Annotated in this window: 15 protein-coding genes and 1 pseudogene; 8 read left to right on the plus strand and 8 right to left on the minus strand. The window is 44.4% G+C overall.

The annotated features are described in order from the left end of the window. Positions 1-53: 53 nt before the first annotated feature. On the minus strand, positions 54-770 hold the full coding sequence (locus KIV41_RS18530) for a DsbA family protein (protein ID WP_285337355.1): 717 nt from the start codon (positions 768-770) through the stop codon (positions 54-56). A 96-nt stretch (positions 771-866) separates the two neighbouring features. After that, complete coding sequence (locus KIV41_RS18535) at positions 867-1,235, minus strand: hypothetical protein (RefSeq protein ID WP_038883267.1); 369 nt, start codon at positions 1,233-1,235, stop codon at positions 867-869. A gap of 377 nt (positions 1,236-1,612) precedes the next feature. On the opposite strand from KIV41_RS18535, the gene KIV41_RS18540 reads away from it, so the two are divergent. From KIV41_RS18540 to KIV41_RS18555, 4 genes are all read left to right on the plus strand, one after another. Then, positions 1,613-2,353 carry a nucleoside recognition domain-containing protein gene (locus tag KIV41_RS18540; RefSeq protein ID WP_005437881.1) on the plus strand — a complete coding sequence of 247 codons (741 nt, stop codon included), beginning with the start codon at positions 1,613-1,615 and terminating at the stop codon, positions 2,351-2,353. Beyond that, positions 2,353-2,820, plus strand: coding sequence for a YjiG family protein (locus KIV41_RS18545; protein WP_005374849.1), 468 nt, complete (start codon positions 2,353-2,355; stop codon positions 2,818-2,820). The genes KIV41_RS18540 and KIV41_RS18545 overlap by 1 nt, the downstream gene beginning before the upstream one ends. A 9-nt stretch (positions 2,821-2,829) precedes the next feature. Continuing rightward, positions 2,830-3,954 (plus strand): M20 family metallopeptidase, encoded by a 1,125-nt coding sequence (locus KIV41_RS18550; RefSeq protein WP_285337356.1) that lies wholly within the window; start codon positions 2,830-2,832, stop codon positions 3,952-3,954. Between the two features lie 187 nt (positions 3,955-4,141). Continuing rightward, on the plus strand, positions 4,142-4,516 hold the full coding sequence (locus KIV41_RS18555; protein WP_285337357.1) for a YkvA family protein: 375 nt from the start codon (positions 4,142-4,144) through the stop codon (positions 4,514-4,516). Positions 4,517-4,612: 96 nt separating this feature from the next. Here the strand turns inward: KIV41_RS18555 and KIV41_RS18560 are convergent, their stop codons facing one another. From KIV41_RS18560 to KIV41_RS18575, 4 genes are all read right to left on the minus strand, one after another. After that, a complete protein-coding gene (locus tag KIV41_RS18560; protein ID WP_038883284.1) occupies positions 4,613-5,917 on the minus strand; it encodes a dicarboxylate/amino acid:cation symporter in 1,305 nt (434 codons plus the stop codon). 319 nt (positions 5,918-6,236) lie between these two features. Next, positions 6,237-7,301: a DUF4056 domain-containing protein gene (locus KIV41_RS18565; RefSeq protein ID WP_285337358.1), complete on the minus strand. Its 1,065-nt coding sequence runs from the start codon at positions 7,299-7,301 to the stop codon at positions 6,237-6,239. Between the two features lie 9 nt (positions 7,302-7,310). Then, entirely contained in the window at positions 7,311-8,435 is a 1,125-nt protein-coding gene (locus tag KIV41_RS18570) for a BamA/TamA family outer membrane protein (RefSeq protein WP_285337359.1), read from the minus strand. 12 nt (positions 8,436-8,447) lie between these two features. Continuing rightward, positions 8,448-9,287, minus strand: coding sequence for a hypothetical protein (locus tag KIV41_RS18575; RefSeq protein ID WP_045627190.1), 840 nt, complete (start codon positions 9,285-9,287; stop codon positions 8,448-8,450). 282 nt (positions 9,288-9,569) lie between these two features. Between KIV41_RS18575 and KIV41_RS18580 the strand changes: the two genes are divergently transcribed. Next, positions 9,570-10,166, plus strand: coding sequence for a TetR/AcrR family transcriptional regulator (locus KIV41_RS18580; protein ID WP_010450658.1), 597 nt, complete (start codon positions 9,570-9,572; stop codon positions 10,164-10,166). A 13-nt stretch (positions 10,167-10,179) separates the two neighbouring features. Here the strand turns inward: KIV41_RS18580 and KIV41_RS18585 are convergent, their stop codons facing one another. Then, a complete protein-coding gene (locus tag KIV41_RS18585) occupies positions 10,180-11,448 on the minus strand; it encodes a DUF1835 domain-containing protein (RefSeq protein WP_285337361.1) in 1,269 nt (422 codons plus the stop codon). 364 nt (positions 11,449-11,812) lie between these two features. Beyond that, positions 11,813-12,423: pseudogene (locus tag KIV41_RS18590) on the minus strand (IS6 family transposase). A gap of 670 nt (positions 12,424-13,093) precedes the next feature. Between KIV41_RS18590 and KIV41_RS18595 the strand changes: the two are divergent. The 3 genes from KIV41_RS18595 to KIV41_RS18605 all read left to right on the plus strand — a co-directional run bounded on the left by KIV41_RS18595 (position 13,094) and on the right by KIV41_RS18605 (position 14,728). After that, positions 13,094-13,573 carry a hypothetical protein gene (locus tag KIV41_RS18595; protein ID WP_285337362.1) on the plus strand — a complete coding sequence of 160 codons (480 nt, stop codon included), beginning with the start codon at positions 13,094-13,096 and terminating at the stop codon, positions 13,571-13,573. Positions 13,574-13,576: 3 nt separating this feature from the next. Beyond that, positions 13,577-14,062 carry a hypothetical protein gene (locus KIV41_RS18600; RefSeq protein WP_285337363.1) on the plus strand — a complete coding sequence of 162 codons (486 nt, stop codon included), beginning with the start codon at positions 13,577-13,579 and terminating at the stop codon, positions 14,060-14,062. A 303-nt stretch (positions 14,063-14,365) separates the two neighbouring features. Further along, the gene (locus KIV41_RS18605; RefSeq protein ID WP_285337365.1) at positions 14,366-14,728 is read left to right on the plus strand and encodes a hypothetical protein; all 363 of its coding nucleotides are present in this window, start codon (positions 14,366-14,368) and stop codon (positions 14,726-14,728) included. The last annotated feature ends 7 nt before the right edge of the window (positions 14,729-14,735 follow it).

The raw sequence follows: 14,735 nt of genomic DNA on the forward strand, positions 1-14,735 counted from the left end.
TTTGTTGTTTTTGATTGTTACTTATCTCTTTTAATAGCTACCTGCTTCGATAGTTATTTCTTTAGCTCTTGGTCGATAACTTTCTCAAGCTCCTCGAAAGGTACATAGCCCGGAATGACTTGGTCATTGATAATGATAGCTGGTGTGCCTCGTAGACCTAAGCGAGTGAAGTACTCGTAGTTTTTATCCAACAACGCTTTGGTCTCTTTGTCGTCAACAAGCTGTGCTTCGGTGCCTGTTTTCTTAGCGATTTTTTGTAGTGAACTTGCATCATGTGGCCCCGGCTTCTTCACCAACAAGTCGTGTACTTCTTTGTACTTGTCATGTTGGTTCTGCCAAACATTTAATGCGTAACTTGCCGAGTTGTAACCGTTCTTTTCGTACTGTTCTTTGAACGATACCGTCATGTTCAGCACTTTTACCTGCGGGTATTCTTTCTCGACTTTAACTAACTCACCTTCAAGACGCTTACAGAAAGGACAGCTGTAATCGGTCACGTTGATGATGGTCAGTTCTGGATTCTCTGATCCGAATGACGAGTGCTTGCCATCGTTTAAGTAACTGCGCACTTCATCCAGCGTCGTGCTAAACGTCTTTTGGTAAGCGACGTAGTCTTGCAAGTTCTGATGCAGCGCATCTAGGAGCTGTGGATTCTCTTTAAGCAGTTGATTGATCTCGTCGAGCTTCTCTTGCGATGTCTTTTCTGCTGCGTGTGAAAACAGTGGAGTGAGTGCGATAGCCACAGTTAATAGTGTGCGAGTGAATTTCATGATTTTTCCTAAAACTCTTTTTCTTTGCGGTTTTGCCGCGAAGTGATTAAAAATAAAATAAACGATTTAAGGTCAATAGATCCTAGCCATCGGGTTTTATTCTCTAAACACACACAGTTTGAGGTGCACCCGAACTTTTTCGGGTATCGGCTCGGTATGATGACGGAAAGCGTTACGTTCACCGCCACTGATGGAAAGCAAGACAAACGCAAATAGAAATAAGGGCACAATAAAGCTGTCGAGATGGTTTTGTGACACCTGAATCAGCTTTTCAGACAGTTCACACTGCTTATTTAGTCCTTTTGTGCTCTTTTCTTGCTGCGCAGTGGCGTGCTCAGGCGCGACTTGATCGCTAATGAGAGGGCAAGATTGATAGAGGCCCGCATTTTTACTTAGACAGATCACGATAACCCAAGCTACAAGGGCGAGTGTCCATCGAGCGATGTTGGATTGTGATCGAAGCAAAAGGCAAACCCTGAATAATTCTCATAATTATGACCGAACCACCCTAAATTAAATTGCACAGAAAATTTGTTAGTTTTTGGTCAAGAAATCTCAAATAAGCAACAAACCATGAAGCACGTTGAGAATGTGGCTAATCACAAACTTGTTCCAAACTTTAGCTTGCTTTGTTAATGGATTGGATAGGTAAGTTTTCAGATAAATATACCTTATCTTGGTCATAAATATTTATTATCTTTTAAATGTGATTAAAATCATAAAATAAAACTTCATAATTAAGCGGCATGGCTGTTCGGTAAATGGATTGATTTTGATCATCTCTCTAGCACGTCGTTCAAGGGATCATCTATGTGTTCTGTTCCACATACATAGGTGAATTTATGACAAGCCCTGTTCATGCTGAACGCAAGGTGACGATTGGGTGTTACATTGCACTCGCGTTTGCGGTTGTGTTCTTTTCTGGTCTGATGCAATCCAACGAATGGTACGGTGTATTCGACTTTACAACGCTTAATGGCTCTTTTGGTAAAGTGGCCTACGGCGTAACGGAAGGTGCGGATGGCGCGGTACAAGCTGCGACCACTTCTTTCCGCGGTACTGGCGGTAGCGGTGCTCGTGATGGTTTCATTTTTGCGCTTACTTTGATCCCAACCGTTATGTTCGCATTAGGTATGATCAACGTACTTGAACACTACGGTGCACTTGAAGCAGCTCGTAAGCTTCTTACTCCTCTTCTACGCCCTCTAATGGGCATCCCTGGTAACTCAGGTTTGGCTCTGATTGCTTCTCTACAAAGTACCGATGCAGGTGCAGCGATGACGCGTCAGCTAAAAGATGAAGGCCACCTAACTAAGCGTGAAACGGACGTATTTACGATGTTCCAGTTCACTGCGGGTGCAACCATCGTGAACTTCTTCTCATCGGGTGCTGTGCTGTTCACACTGACGATGGCTGACGGCTCTCTAGCGGTCACCTCTTCTATTGGTTTGGCGGTTGTGGTGATGTTCGCATTTAAGATCATCGGTGCGAACCTGTTCCGCATTTACCTAAATATGACGGAAGGTAAAGAAGACAAACAAGACCAAAACAAATCAGAGAACCTAAAAGAGGAGACGGCATAATGGGTGACGTTAAAGCGAAAAAACCAATGGTGACGGATATCTTCGTCGAAGGTGCTAAGAAAGGTTGGGTGATTGCGACTACCTCTACGGTTCCTAACGTATTGATGGCGTTCGTTATCATCAAAGCGCTGCAAATCACAGGCGCGCTGGATCTGATGGGCACGGTGTTTTCTCCAATCATGGCGGTATTTGGTCTGCCGGGTGAAGCAGCAGCGGTATTGATCGGTGCTTGGATGTCGATGGGCGGCGCGGTTGGCGTAGTCATCACGCTGTTTGACCAAGGCATCCTGAACGGCACGCACATTGCGATTCTAGCGCCAGCTATCTACCTAATGGGCTCTCAAGTTCAGTACATGGGTCGCATCATGGGTCCAATTGGTACTGAAGGTCGTTACATCCCAGTTATGATTGCAATCTCAGTATTGAACGCGTTTGGCGCAATGCTGGTGATGAATCTGTTTGTCTAGGAGTGAGTCATGCAATTCTCTCTAAATGAATATCTAGAAGAGCTACGTCCGCTAATTAATGTAGATTGTGGCACTTACACCACTGATGGTATCGAATTCATCGCTTCTCAATTTGAAGAGAAGTACCAAGCAATGTCAGGTTGGAGCGTAAAACGCATCGACTGTGGCAGAGCAGGCGTTGGTCTTGAAGTTCGAAACAAGCCTGAAGCTGCTCACATTGATGTGATGCTGATTGGTCACATGGATACCGTGTTCCCTGTGGGTACCGCTGAGCTTCGTCCAATGTCTCAAGATGCAGAGAAAGCTTACGGCCCGGGCGTCTCGGACATGAAATCTGGCTTGCTGAACATCGTATACGCGATGCGCAGTCTAGACCAAGCGCTGTTGGATAAGCTGTCTATCGCTATCTGTATGAACCCAGATGAAGAGACGGGCTCTCTGGATTCTGTGGATTGGATTCAATCAGTTGCGAATAACGCTAAGAATGTACTGGTTGCAGAAGCAGCACGTGCAGACGGTGGTTTAGTCAAAGCGCGTAAAGGCATGGCTCGCTACAAAATGACCTTTAATGGCGTTGCTGCTCACGCAGGTAACGAACCAGAGAATGGTCGCAGCGCAATCACAGAGATGGCGAACTGGATTCTGGCTGTCAATGCAATGACCAACTTTGAATCGGGTACCACGTTGAACGTCGGTATTGTCTCTGGCGGTAACGGTGCGAACATCGTCCCTGAGCACGCTGAAGCGATCGTGGATGTGCGTTTCTGGAGCAACGAAGAATACGATGATGTCGATAGCAAGCTAAACGGTATGTTGGAGACACCATTCGTTGATGGCGTAAGTATCGAATTGGTTCGTGAAGCTTATAAGCCTTCTATGGTGCCAAGTCCACAAACAGAAAGCCTGATGATGCTAGTTGAAGAAGCGGCAAGTGAACTGGCGATCGACATCAACTGGAAAGAAGTGGGTGGCGGCTCTGATGCAAATAACACGGCAATTCTTGGCGTTCCAACTTTGGACGGTCTAGGACCTATCGGTGCAGGCTTCCACAGTGATCAAGAGTACTTGTTGCTTGAGTCTATCGAACCACGTATCAAAATGTTGATGCGTGTACTGGAGAAGATTGCTCAATAAGGCATTTTTCTAGAGCTTGGTTCCCAAAGCTTTTGGTTTCCAAAGCAATAATCCCCGGACTTCGGTTTGGGGATTTTTTTATCTAGCCAATTGGCTTCCTTTCTTCATTATCATTACTCGCTATTAATCCTACGTTCAGGTTCATCGTCTTAATATCTATGACACAGTCATTAATTTAGGAGGCACGATGACCACAAGCATGTCTGTAAATTCGGCGTCCGATGACGTCTTAGACCAAACGATGCAAGCACCAGATGAGAAAACCTTCTGGCGTAAAATGAAAAACTCCGTCAAGAAAGCAGGCGAAGAGATTGCGGTTATGGGCATCAAATCATGGCTTGCGATGGCAGATTCCAATACCTCTGTTCGCCACAAAGCGCTCCTTGGTGGCGCGTTAGCTTACTTTGTTCTCCCCACTGATATGGTGCCAGACGTACTAGCAGGCGTCGGCTTTACCGATGACATGGCAGCACTTACCCTAGCGGTGAACTCGGTCGGCAATGCCATCACCGACGAGCATGAAGAACAAGCGAGAGAAAAGCTGAGTTCAATGACGGAGTAGGACTGTGACCTATTCTTTAGATTCCAAATAAAACAAAAGCCCCGATGTTTCCATCGGGGCTTTCATTTAGACAGGATAGTTTAATCGTAGAACGATTTAGGCGTCAGCACGTTTCAGATGCACTTCTTCTTCGGCTACGCCAGCCATTGGATCATTGAAACGAGCTTCATCCAATGCGCCTTCCGATTTAGCAACAATGATAGTCACTGCGCTGTCACCGGTGATGTTAACTGCGGTACGAATCATATCAAGTAGACGGTCAACACCCATGATAAGTGCAATCCCTTCCAGCGGCAGACCTACTTGGTTCAATACCATTGCCAACATTACTAGACCAACACCAGGAACGCCTGCGGTACCGATAGACGCCAATGTTGCCGTCATGATAACCATTAGGTAGTCACCCATAGTTAGGTCGATGTTGAATGCCTGCGCGATGAACGCTGTCGCCACACCTTGCATGATCGCCGTGCCGTCCATGTTCACGGTTGCACCTAGCGGTACTGTGAACGATGATACGCGGTTCTCAACACCCATGCGGTGCTTAGCCGTTTCCATTGTTACTGGAATGGTTGCGTTCGATGATGCTGTAGAGAAAGCAAACATGATTGCGTCTTCCATCTTACGTAGGAACGTAATTGGGTTTAGACCAGTAAAGCCTTTTAGCATCAAGCTGTAAGTGACAAGGCCGTGCAGCAATAGCGTACCAGCTAGTACCACAAAGTACTCGGCAAGGTTCAAGATTGCACCAAGACCAAGACCGGTAAACAGTTTCGCCATTAGGAAGAAGACACCGTAAGGCGCTAGGTTCATCAGAATCGCAACTAGCTTCATGATCACTTCATTCAGATCAGAGAAGAATGCTGCGATACGTTCGCCTGGCTTACCTGCTGCACTGATCGCGATACCGAATAGGACGGCAAATACGATAACTTGCAGAGTTTTACCTTCTGCCATTGCGCTGATTGGGTTAGTCGGGAACATATCAATGATCACCTGACCCAAAGATGGCGCTTCTGCTGATTTGAATGAACTTGCTGCGGTTAGGTCTGCACCAGCGCCAGGCTGGAATAGGGTACCCATGGTTAGAGCAAGTGTGATTGCGATAGCAGTAGTTGCTACGTAGAAAGCTAGGGTTTTGCCACCCATGCGACCTAATGTCGATAGGTCTTTTAGAGAGCTAGTACCACAAACTAATGAAACAAACACTAGCGGTACGACAAGCATTTTTAAGCTGGCAACGAAGATCTGTCCACCAACTTCGAATAATCCATTAACAATGTATGCGTCGACAAATCCGTTGTCGGCAAAAAGTGTGCGAATTGCAAATCCTGTCAAGATACCCGCTACCATACCTAAGATTACTCGGCTGGTAAGCGACATCGGCTTCTTGGTATTCATGAGAACACTCCTTATAGTTATGCACCTTAAGTTCACTTCAAGGCGGCGTGCAGATTAGCAGCGGAGTGTGGAAACACGAAAGAATAATCGTCTGAATGGTTAATAGATGTGAACTATATCACTATAAAAAATAGACTTTTAACCAAATGGTAACGAATTTGTGGTTGAAAAGTTTGTAAATTAACATTTTTATCGAACATACAACCGATAGAAATGATTTCTTACATTCTTGAGTGGTAGAAAACGACTTGCATAGAATGGGGTAATACATTGCCTAGTGAATAACTAGGCATGTTTTATTCACTCGTTGTTTTCGACCTCAGTTCAATGGCGGGCGGGTTTGGTTATCGATAGTGCGAGCAAAATCTGAAATCTGTTGATAATCAGCGGGCGTCCAAATGGGTTTTGATGATAATGATTTAGGCAGTGCGGAGAACGCTTTTTCATTGTCGCTTGCTCTAAACTCAACGCTCATCCATTTGTCGATCGGCTGCTGATCCGCAAAGGTCGCCGATAGTGAAAGCTCATGGTTCGCGCCAGAATAGTTCGGCGTTAATTTCAGCGCCATATGGTAATCACGGAAGCGAACCACCCACTTCTCCGGTAGGCGTCTTGAGCTGTCCCACCAATCCCCATCGAGTTGTTGAATTTTCTCTTTAGTGACGGCTTTCGACTGAGCTTTTAAGTCCTTTAATGCTTGTTTAAAAGCGCTGTCCATTGCTTTCGAAAAGCCTATTTGATCGAGTTCGGGGTTGTTCAGGAGTACTTGCTTGGCTAACTTTGCCCCAAGCATGTTGGAATAGAGATCTTCCGATGAGAATGCTGATGCCAGTTCTTTAAAGCCACTGACGGATACCATACCGAACCACTGAGCAATTTCATGCCATTGAGCTAGGCGAAATGCCGTTAACGCTGCTGCTTGAGCACTGCGATCTAGCTTTTCTTCTTCACTCAGTTGCTCTGTTTGTTCATACCAACGAATACGACGAACACGTAGCTCTTCTGGTAAATCTAGGTGCGCAGCGCGACCTAAATAATGTTGGTTGAGAGTGAACAAATAATAGGTGTAGTCTGCGGTATCACGGACGTGGGCAGTATCAATAAAGCCGCCTAGTTCGGTAAAGATAATACCGTTGGCTTCTTCATTCAGCCCTAGCAAGCTGCCAGAGACTGACTCGCTGCCGTCGTTATAGTGGTGAGTACCCACTTCGTTGCTGGATAAGACATTCTCAAGAGAAAAGAAAGGAACAGGCACGCTTCCTAATTGCGCTTTGAGATCGACACCAAATGCACAACACGGTCTAACGCCGACCGGTGCTTTTAGTTGTTGCGCGTGAACGAATCCACTACAAAGGCTTAGTAGTAATAGTGCTGCTTTCTTCAAACCATACTCCTAGAATGCTTCATTAATCTGGAAATAAAAACCGGTGCTGTCTTTGCCCACACCCAAATCGACGCGCACGTTAATACGTGCCTTAAAGGCAAATCGATAACCAACCCCGACAGTCGGTAGCCAGCTATTTTCAAAGAGCTCGTGATAAGTTGGTGCGATATTACCAGCACCTAGCCACCCAACCACACCATGGCGACCTGCAATGGTATGGCGAATTTCTACTTGTGTAGAAAGCTGGTGCTTATCGCGATATTGCCCTTGGTAGTAGCCACGCATACGCTGGTCATCACCTAGCTGGGCGTAATCAAACCAAGGTGCGTCACCGAAAATCGATTGTGAATATACCTCCATTGCAATAATCGTCGTGTCAGACCATTGTTGGTAAACACGATAGTTAGCAACGAGGTTGTCGTAGTCTTCATCACTGCCGAGTGAATCTCGGTTAGCAATCCATTCAACATCGAGAAACTGCCCCCGCATTGGGTTCGGTTCGAAATCACGAGTGTCGTATTCCATTCCAACTAAGACGCCACTGCTAGTGGCATCGGCAACTTCTGAAGGGAGAATATCGCCATCGACACCGTCGACCTTACTGAATGACTGCCATTGCCAACCAAGTTTGGCGTAAGTATTTGGCGCGACTTCAACGGCGATTTTTGGGCTCAACTGTAAACGTTGCCCTTCATATTGCACTTTGTTGTTCTCGTTTTCAGCGGCTTGGCTGCCAATACCCCAATAGTAACCGGGGGTATGGCTTATCCATGCCTCACCTAAAAGACGCACTTTGTCATTTTTTAAATAGGTGCGATTGTTTAACCCCAATCCGTAAGAACCTGAGGTTGAACCATAAGAAGTAACGGTGACGGTCGAGTAAGGCTCGCCTTTTTGCCAGTCGTAAGGCGTGTACAAACCTACTGCGGCAACGCCAATACCAAACCCTTGTTCTGGGTTAACAAAAGGACCAGGTAATACGCCCCAGTCGATTAATTTAGATTCATCCACGGCTTCACTTGAACCAAGCTTGGTCAGGATGTCATCCATTAAGCTACTTTCGTCTTTTTCGATAGCAATAGCGTATGACGAACTAAGCAGCGCTGTCAGCGCAAGGGTATAAGAGGCTTTCATCTTCTCGCTACCCTAGAAACGACGGTCTAAAGAGAAGAAGATGCTTTGACGATCACCAAAACCGGCTTCACCCAAAAGGTACCAATCTTCATTGATTTGGTATTGCATGCCAGCGATGGTGTTCCATTCAGATTCTAAGCGCTGCTTTACTTCAAAACGGGCATCTGATGACATTAATCCACTTAAAGATGGCGGTAAGCCAAGGTCTTTGAGTGAGCCAGAGAGTTCTTGCTCGACATCTTGATACATAGCGCCAACCCAAAAACGAATCGGTACGCCATTTTGATGGAAGTCGTAACCGATACGAGGAGAAACCACAACTGCATCAATTGAACCATCAATAACGGTTAAATTGGTTTGAGTGTAACTTGCATCGACCAATGCGAACCATTGGTCATAACCGCCAGCAAGCACAAAACCAAGGCCTTTAGTGTAGCCATCGAGATCTAGGCGGAAATTTTCAATACGTTGTGGTTTCACAAACGGCAACTTAACCTTTACGTTTACATCAGTTTCTGAGTAGCCATCAAGCGTACCGATCAAGCCATAAACGTTTAGGAAAGGGAACAGCCAGACATCGGCGCGTAATGTCATAACGTCAGTGGCTTGCTTACCTGGTTCTGCTTGCATATCGACTAACTTTTCAATCCCGCCTAAACCTTTTAGTGCGATAGAGTCGACATTGATGCCTTGTTCCATACTCATATAGCTGAGGTTTAAACCAAAAGGTTTTGGTAACTCGTAGCCAAGTGCTTCTGCTTTCTCTTTCCATATCGGCAGAGAAATTGAATCCGCATTCGCGACGCCGGTAACGAGGCAAGAAGCAGCAACAAGCAAAGAAGGTAATTTCATAAGTCACTTCATTAAGCATGGCGATCATTATATAGCCAGAGCCGTTTTGAACGGGATATGAATATCTAATGAGCGTCACGGGTAAATCACAGCTTTATCATGGAGAAAAAGCACTTTAGCGAGAGATAAGGACCGCTGTTTTTTAACGGATTTAGAGCAGCTTCTTAACTTCGGCGAGCGCATCTTACTCCTAAAATTATAAAAGTAAACTTTAAAGTGTACTTTATATTGTTGTGCGCTATACTCTGCAGCCACTTACATGAGGTTGGTGAATTTAGAACGATGAAGCTTTCAGAAAAAAAACGGATTGCGCTGATTGAAGCCGCACAACAAGAATTTATCGAGCATGGCTTTTCAGGTGCCAATATGGACAGAGTCTGCGAGCGAGCCGGCACTTCCAAACGAACTCTATATCGCCATTTTGAAAGCAAAGATGTGTTGTTTATTGAGTCCATTCAAGCTGTGATGGAAATTCAAAGGGCACGTCTACAATTTCAGTATTCACCAGAAGAGAGTATAGAGGCTCAACTTCGCACTTATTTACTCGCTAAGCTCGATTCGATGTATGAGGATTTTGGTTTGCCGTTAGCTAAGATGGTTATTAGCGAGTTTATGCGCACACCAGAACTTGTGGAAAACTATCTGCATCAACTTCAAAGCCAGGATGAACAATTAGAGAAGTGGTTTTCTGAGGCAATTGACGATCAGAAAATCAAAAACCTAAATCCGGCTATGATGAGTAATATGTTGATGTGTCTATTGAAAGGTAACTTTTTATGGCCTCAGTTGATTGCTAACCACAAGGTGCCAAACCTTGAACAGCGCAAGAAATCGATTGAAGATATACTTACGCTGTTCCTAGATGGGTATCGTTGTTAAATAGAGCGTTCTGTTACCATTCTTTATGGCTCAAACTGGATAGTTGATTGTGATCCCAAACCCATAGGTTTGATTCTCGGACTTGCATGCCTCCGACCCAGTAGTTTTGAGTTATGGGTTGGCTTCCCTCCAGACATGCTTGAGCGTGCTCAGTAATACAGACTTGTTGCTCCCACCAATTCTTTTGCAATGAGTCGGTGCTAAATAGCGGCTTGTCGCTGCATGTCAGTGGGAGGAGTAATGCATAAAACATCACATCACCCAATGTCGGAAGAGGCTCTTTTTCTTGGTATTCCTCAAACCAATCTTTAACGGTGATTGGTGTGCTGTGTTCGGCCAATGCTTCTAGCGCCAATTGTTGGGTGAAGCTCAACCCTGACTCCGAGTGAGGTAGCTCTTGAAGGTGTCGTTTCATCGCGGCTTTAATATTTGGCAAACAATCTAACTCATGCTGCGTAAGCAGTTCGATAAGGGATTGAGGAGTCGGTGATATCAAAGCCTGCCAACAACGCTTAGCTTGGCTTCTAAGCTTTGATGTAACGGCCTTTCGATGCTGCCAGCATGAGCGAACCGCCTCTGCAGGGAGTTGCCCAAAGCCAATAAAACGCTCGGTTCCCGGAAACTGATTGAACTCGATGATCTCGATGACTTTTCCTTCGGTGTCTTCTAAAAGTGTTAACCCTCGAAGTAACATGAACTGATCATAGGCATCATGTTCTACCCAAAACACAATTCGCTCAAACTGCTCGTCGAGCAGAGTATTGATATTTTTTTGCTCAGATAGGGCGATGTCTTGCACCGAGCCTTCACGCCCCATTACGGGTAACAACGTATCAACGACATATTGTGCTCGGATTGCGACAAAAGCCGTTTCATCATTTGGAATGGGGCCGATGCACAAAGGATCAATCATGGGCAAGAATTCACCTTCAAAGCCACAAGTTTTCAATTGTTGCTGAATGTCATGTCCACATCGCACGTGCAGAGTCTTTAGCTCCGCATCTAGAGGCTGTTCTCGGTTATGGATGGCGAGCTTGTGAAATTCCAACTCTTCTATATGCGCCTTTAACTTACTCCAACTAGGTAAGCCGAGTTCTCTTGCTAAGGCATGTTGAACATCTGCTAGTTGAATGGACTCTGTCGTAAGCTTTTCTGGCTGAGTATGAAACTGCTTAACTTGCTGTAAGGCACGCTCATCATTTTGGCGGATCGCTTTTAAGCGTTTTTTGGCCAGAGACTTTTGCTGGTTGAGGTTAATAGAGAAGCTATTATGAGATTGCATTTTTCACCTTTCTTATCTCTTCCACACTCGCCTTATTAGAAGTTTAAAAGAAGGTAAAAACAGATTGTTCCTGCTAACAAGAGCAGGGAGGTTGAGTTGCCGTGAACCGAGTTCTTTCCGCGAGTGTTGGGTGCTTTAGGCTTGAGCTTTTTACATGGTATGTAATCGAAACAGGTATCGCAACTTTGAATAATATAAAGAAGCAAAAGTGCACTTAACTTCACATAAAACAGTTCAAGGACTGGTTCTGTCACCAATATAGATTACGGCTCTGGCAGAGCCGTGCTACAGGCACATTTAGCTTGCGAGAGAATAGAATTGTTCAGAGGGAGTTGCTCCCTCAAGATTATTTGACCTCGGTTAATTATCGTCCACAGTTCTCGACCATGCAGGCTGCCGCTCCATCTATTGACTTCCAACCAAGCGCTTGCCAAGTTTTCTGTTTTACCCACCGATGGCTTTGCTCAACGGTATCATTCAAATACTTGATGTCGAGTATCTCTATCAATGACAGCATGAAGATCTCCGTTAACCAGAGCTGAACATTCATTGCATCTATCGCTGCGTAATTACTTTTGCTGCAGTCAATCACCACGTTTTCAGGAATAGCATGCTGAGCTATCGCCTTATTTAGAAAGGTTTTGGCAGCAGCTTAATCGCGATTGAAGCTTAGGTAATATTAAATGACGTCTCTAAATTTATCGACAGCTCGATAGTAGTAGAGCCATTTTCCTTTGATTTTGATATAGGTCTCATCCATACGCCACGAAGCAAATACAGGCTTTTCATTAGACCTCGCTTTATGCTCATGAACAGGTGCAAATTTGATAACCCAACGATTAATGGTTGCATGGTCCACATTAACACCACGTCCCTCTGTATCTCTTCAATCTCGCGATAACTAAGCTTGTAAGCAAGATAATAGCGAACGGTTTCTAGAATCACTTCTGAAGGAAAATGACAGCCTTTAAACATTACGATTCAATGCGTTAAGTGAGTGATGGGTAAACTTCAACCTATGCGGCCAAATTTTGCGACAGAACCAATTTTTGTCATATCGATTAAATTAGTTAGTTTTATGTCATGACAAAAGACATACATACTCCCCTGCCAGGATAGAGAGCTAGATTCTATATTATGCTCTTTAACAATTCGAAATGATGTGAAGATTCAGTTTGGGGAATTTTTAAGAGTAGAGATCCTAAAGAGAGATATACCATTCGTTTGAGCAAACCAGACTTAAATACATACGTTACTTAGCAGAAGAGAATGATAAACCCATAGATAGATACATAAATGAGGGGTTTGCTGAGCTGTTTGATAAGTTAGGTATTGACTTAAACGATTATACAGATTTGGAATCAAAGAAATAAGTTTCTTCTAGATCGTTGCCTTTGCAGTGGTCTAGGTGAAGCAAATTTGCTCCTTAACGTTAACTCTCACGTTAACGTATTACTCAAATCTAATTATAAAGAAGGGTAAAACCTTCCTTTTCTTTTCGGCTAACCAGGTAGCTCAGTTATCGCAGCAATCTGGTTCTTCGGTGATTTTGTTTTAGGTTGTTTGTCCTATTTACTCGACCAAACACAAATAATATCTAACTCAAGCGCTCTAAGTTAGGGCGCTTATTTATTGGAATGAAAAAATGAAACAATTTAAAACTCTAGCAGTGGCTGCAGCAATGACACTATCAGGTTGTGCAACAGTAATTCAAGGCACAGACGACACAGTAAACGTGAGAGCGCTTAACACGGATGATCGCCTTACTCAATGCCTATTGTCGAGCGATGAGGGTAGTTGGTACACACAAGGCAAGCAAGACACGGTTGTAGTTAAACGTGATTACAGTGACATTGCGGTGAAGTGTGAGAACGATACCCAAGTAGGAACAGCAATTGTAGAAAGTAATTTTCAAGCGGGTTGGCTATTAGCTGACTTCTTTTGGGACTTGTGTCTAATCACTTTGTCTTGCCCAATCGATGCGGCAACAGGTGCGTTCTATGATTATCCACGTGAGATCAACGTGAAAATGAGCAACAAAGGCGACGCCCCCCAAGAGATGCAGATCATTAAAAACGAACCTGTTAAAACGTCATCGACTCTGACTAGTGAGTTGCGAAAATAACCAATGAAAAAGCTACTAATCGTTGCGGCTATGGCTGCACTTACTACAGGTTGTGTGACCAATAAAGCTATTGATTCGACACTTGAGATGACGGTTTTTGATGACATCTTTGGGCATGAGCAAGAATCTGCGGAAGTCTTCACCAATGAAACGGGCAATATATTTGCTAAGTTCGACGGCCTTGTTCCTGTATTTGGTGATGAGATTCGAGCATTCACGCCAGAAGGTTACGAGAAGACAATAGAAAACATTGATATGTTTCAACGTGGCCTAAATGGTGATCTCGATTATGCTCCGCTCTTCTATGGTTCATACGTCTTCAAAGGTCGCATTAAAGATGGAAAGCGTTACTTTGGTATGAGTGCTTGCTCAATAAAGAATCCAGTTGCTCGCTTAGCTGTTTGTCGTGATGGTTGGACATACTTTGATGAGACAAACACAGCTGAATTGCGTCGCATCTTGGAAGAGTATCACGGAACTCAAAAATGAGTTGTGTTGTGAGCGCAAATCAACTCCAGTTCATCAAAGCAAAACAATAGTGAAGAGAAAGATGAAACATTTAAACTTTTAACAATAGCTACTGCAATATCTCTGTCTGGTTGCGGTGGTGGTGATTCTGGTAATTCAAGCAGTTGCGGTAATCCAACACCTCCCCCAACAAATAAAGTCGTGTGGGTTTTCTACAGCTATTCTCAAGCGCCAACAGCATATTAATGCCGTGCGAAAGGTGGCGAGTGTGGTACTGATTTCGTTCCTACCATTGATTTTTATGCGCCGATGAGAGTTGAGTATGTGAACCTAAGCAGTGAACTCCTTTCTGGCGAAAGTATTGCTGCTTATGATTGCAACGACTGGGTTGAATGGCGTTGGTGGGGCACAACTAAAACCAAGATGCGCCAGTGTAAAGATTTGCTTGGTAACTCGTTTGATATCTACGTTTATCGTTACGGAAAGGAGGCCAGCATTGTAGTCCAAAACAACGGTAATGATGAGCGTTTTACTTGTTACAAGCTGACAAACGAATGCACAGCAATGCACGATGACGCAGTGCTAGTCAAGTTATCAGATGATTTAGCAGAATGGACATTTAACCGCGTTGATGGGTACGATGATCGCTCACTTGAATTAACCGATGCTTTAGGGGTTTATTTTTAATAAAAAT

Source organism: Vibrio sp. D401a (genome assembly GCF_030248515.1).
Lineage (GTDB): Bacteria > Pseudomonadota > Gammaproteobacteria > Enterobacterales > Vibrionaceae > Vibrio > Vibrio rotiferianus.

Coding starts and splice junctions, on each gene's coding strand:
- KIV41_RS18530 (WP_285337355.1), bottom strand. CDS start 770: ATGAAATTCACTCGCACACTATTAACTGTGGCTATCGCACTCACTCCA.
- KIV41_RS18540 (WP_005437881.1), top strand. CDS start 1,613: ATGACAAGCCCTGTTCATGCTGAACGCAAGGTGACGATTGGGTGTTAC.
- KIV41_RS18545 (WP_005374849.1), top strand. CDS start 2,353: ATGGGTGACGTTAAAGCGAAAAAACCAATGGTGACGGATATCTTCGTC.
- KIV41_RS18550 (WP_285337356.1), top strand. CDS start 2,830: ATGCAATTCTCTCTAAATGAATATCTAGAAGAGCTACGTCCGCTAATT.
- KIV41_RS18555 (WP_285337357.1), top strand. CDS start 4,142: ATGACCACAAGCATGTCTGTAAATTCGGCGTCCGATGACGTCTTAGAC.
- KIV41_RS18560 (WP_038883284.1), bottom strand. CDS start 5,917: ATGAATACCAAGAAGCCGATGTCGCTTACCAGCCGAGTAATCTTAGGT.
- KIV41_RS18570 (WP_285337359.1), bottom strand. CDS start 8,435: ATGAAAGCCTCTTATACCCTTGCGCTGACAGCGCTGCTTAGTTCGTCA.
- KIV41_RS18575 (WP_045627190.1), bottom strand. CDS start 9,287: ATGAAATTACCTTCTTTGCTTGTTGCTGCTTCTTGCCTCGTTACCGGC.
- KIV41_RS18580 (WP_010450658.1), top strand. CDS start 9,570: ATGAAGCTTTCAGAAAAAAAACGGATTGCGCTGATTGAAGCCGCACAA.
- KIV41_RS18585 (WP_285337361.1), bottom strand. CDS start 11,448: ATGCAATCTCATAATAGCTTCTCTATTAACCTCAACCAGCAAAAGTCT.
- KIV41_RS18595 (WP_285337362.1), top strand. CDS start 13,094: ATGAAACAATTTAAAACTCTAGCAGTGGCTGCAGCAATGACACTATCA.
- KIV41_RS18600 (WP_285337363.1), top strand. CDS start 13,577: ATGAAAAAGCTACTAATCGTTGCGGCTATGGCTGCACTTACTACAGGT.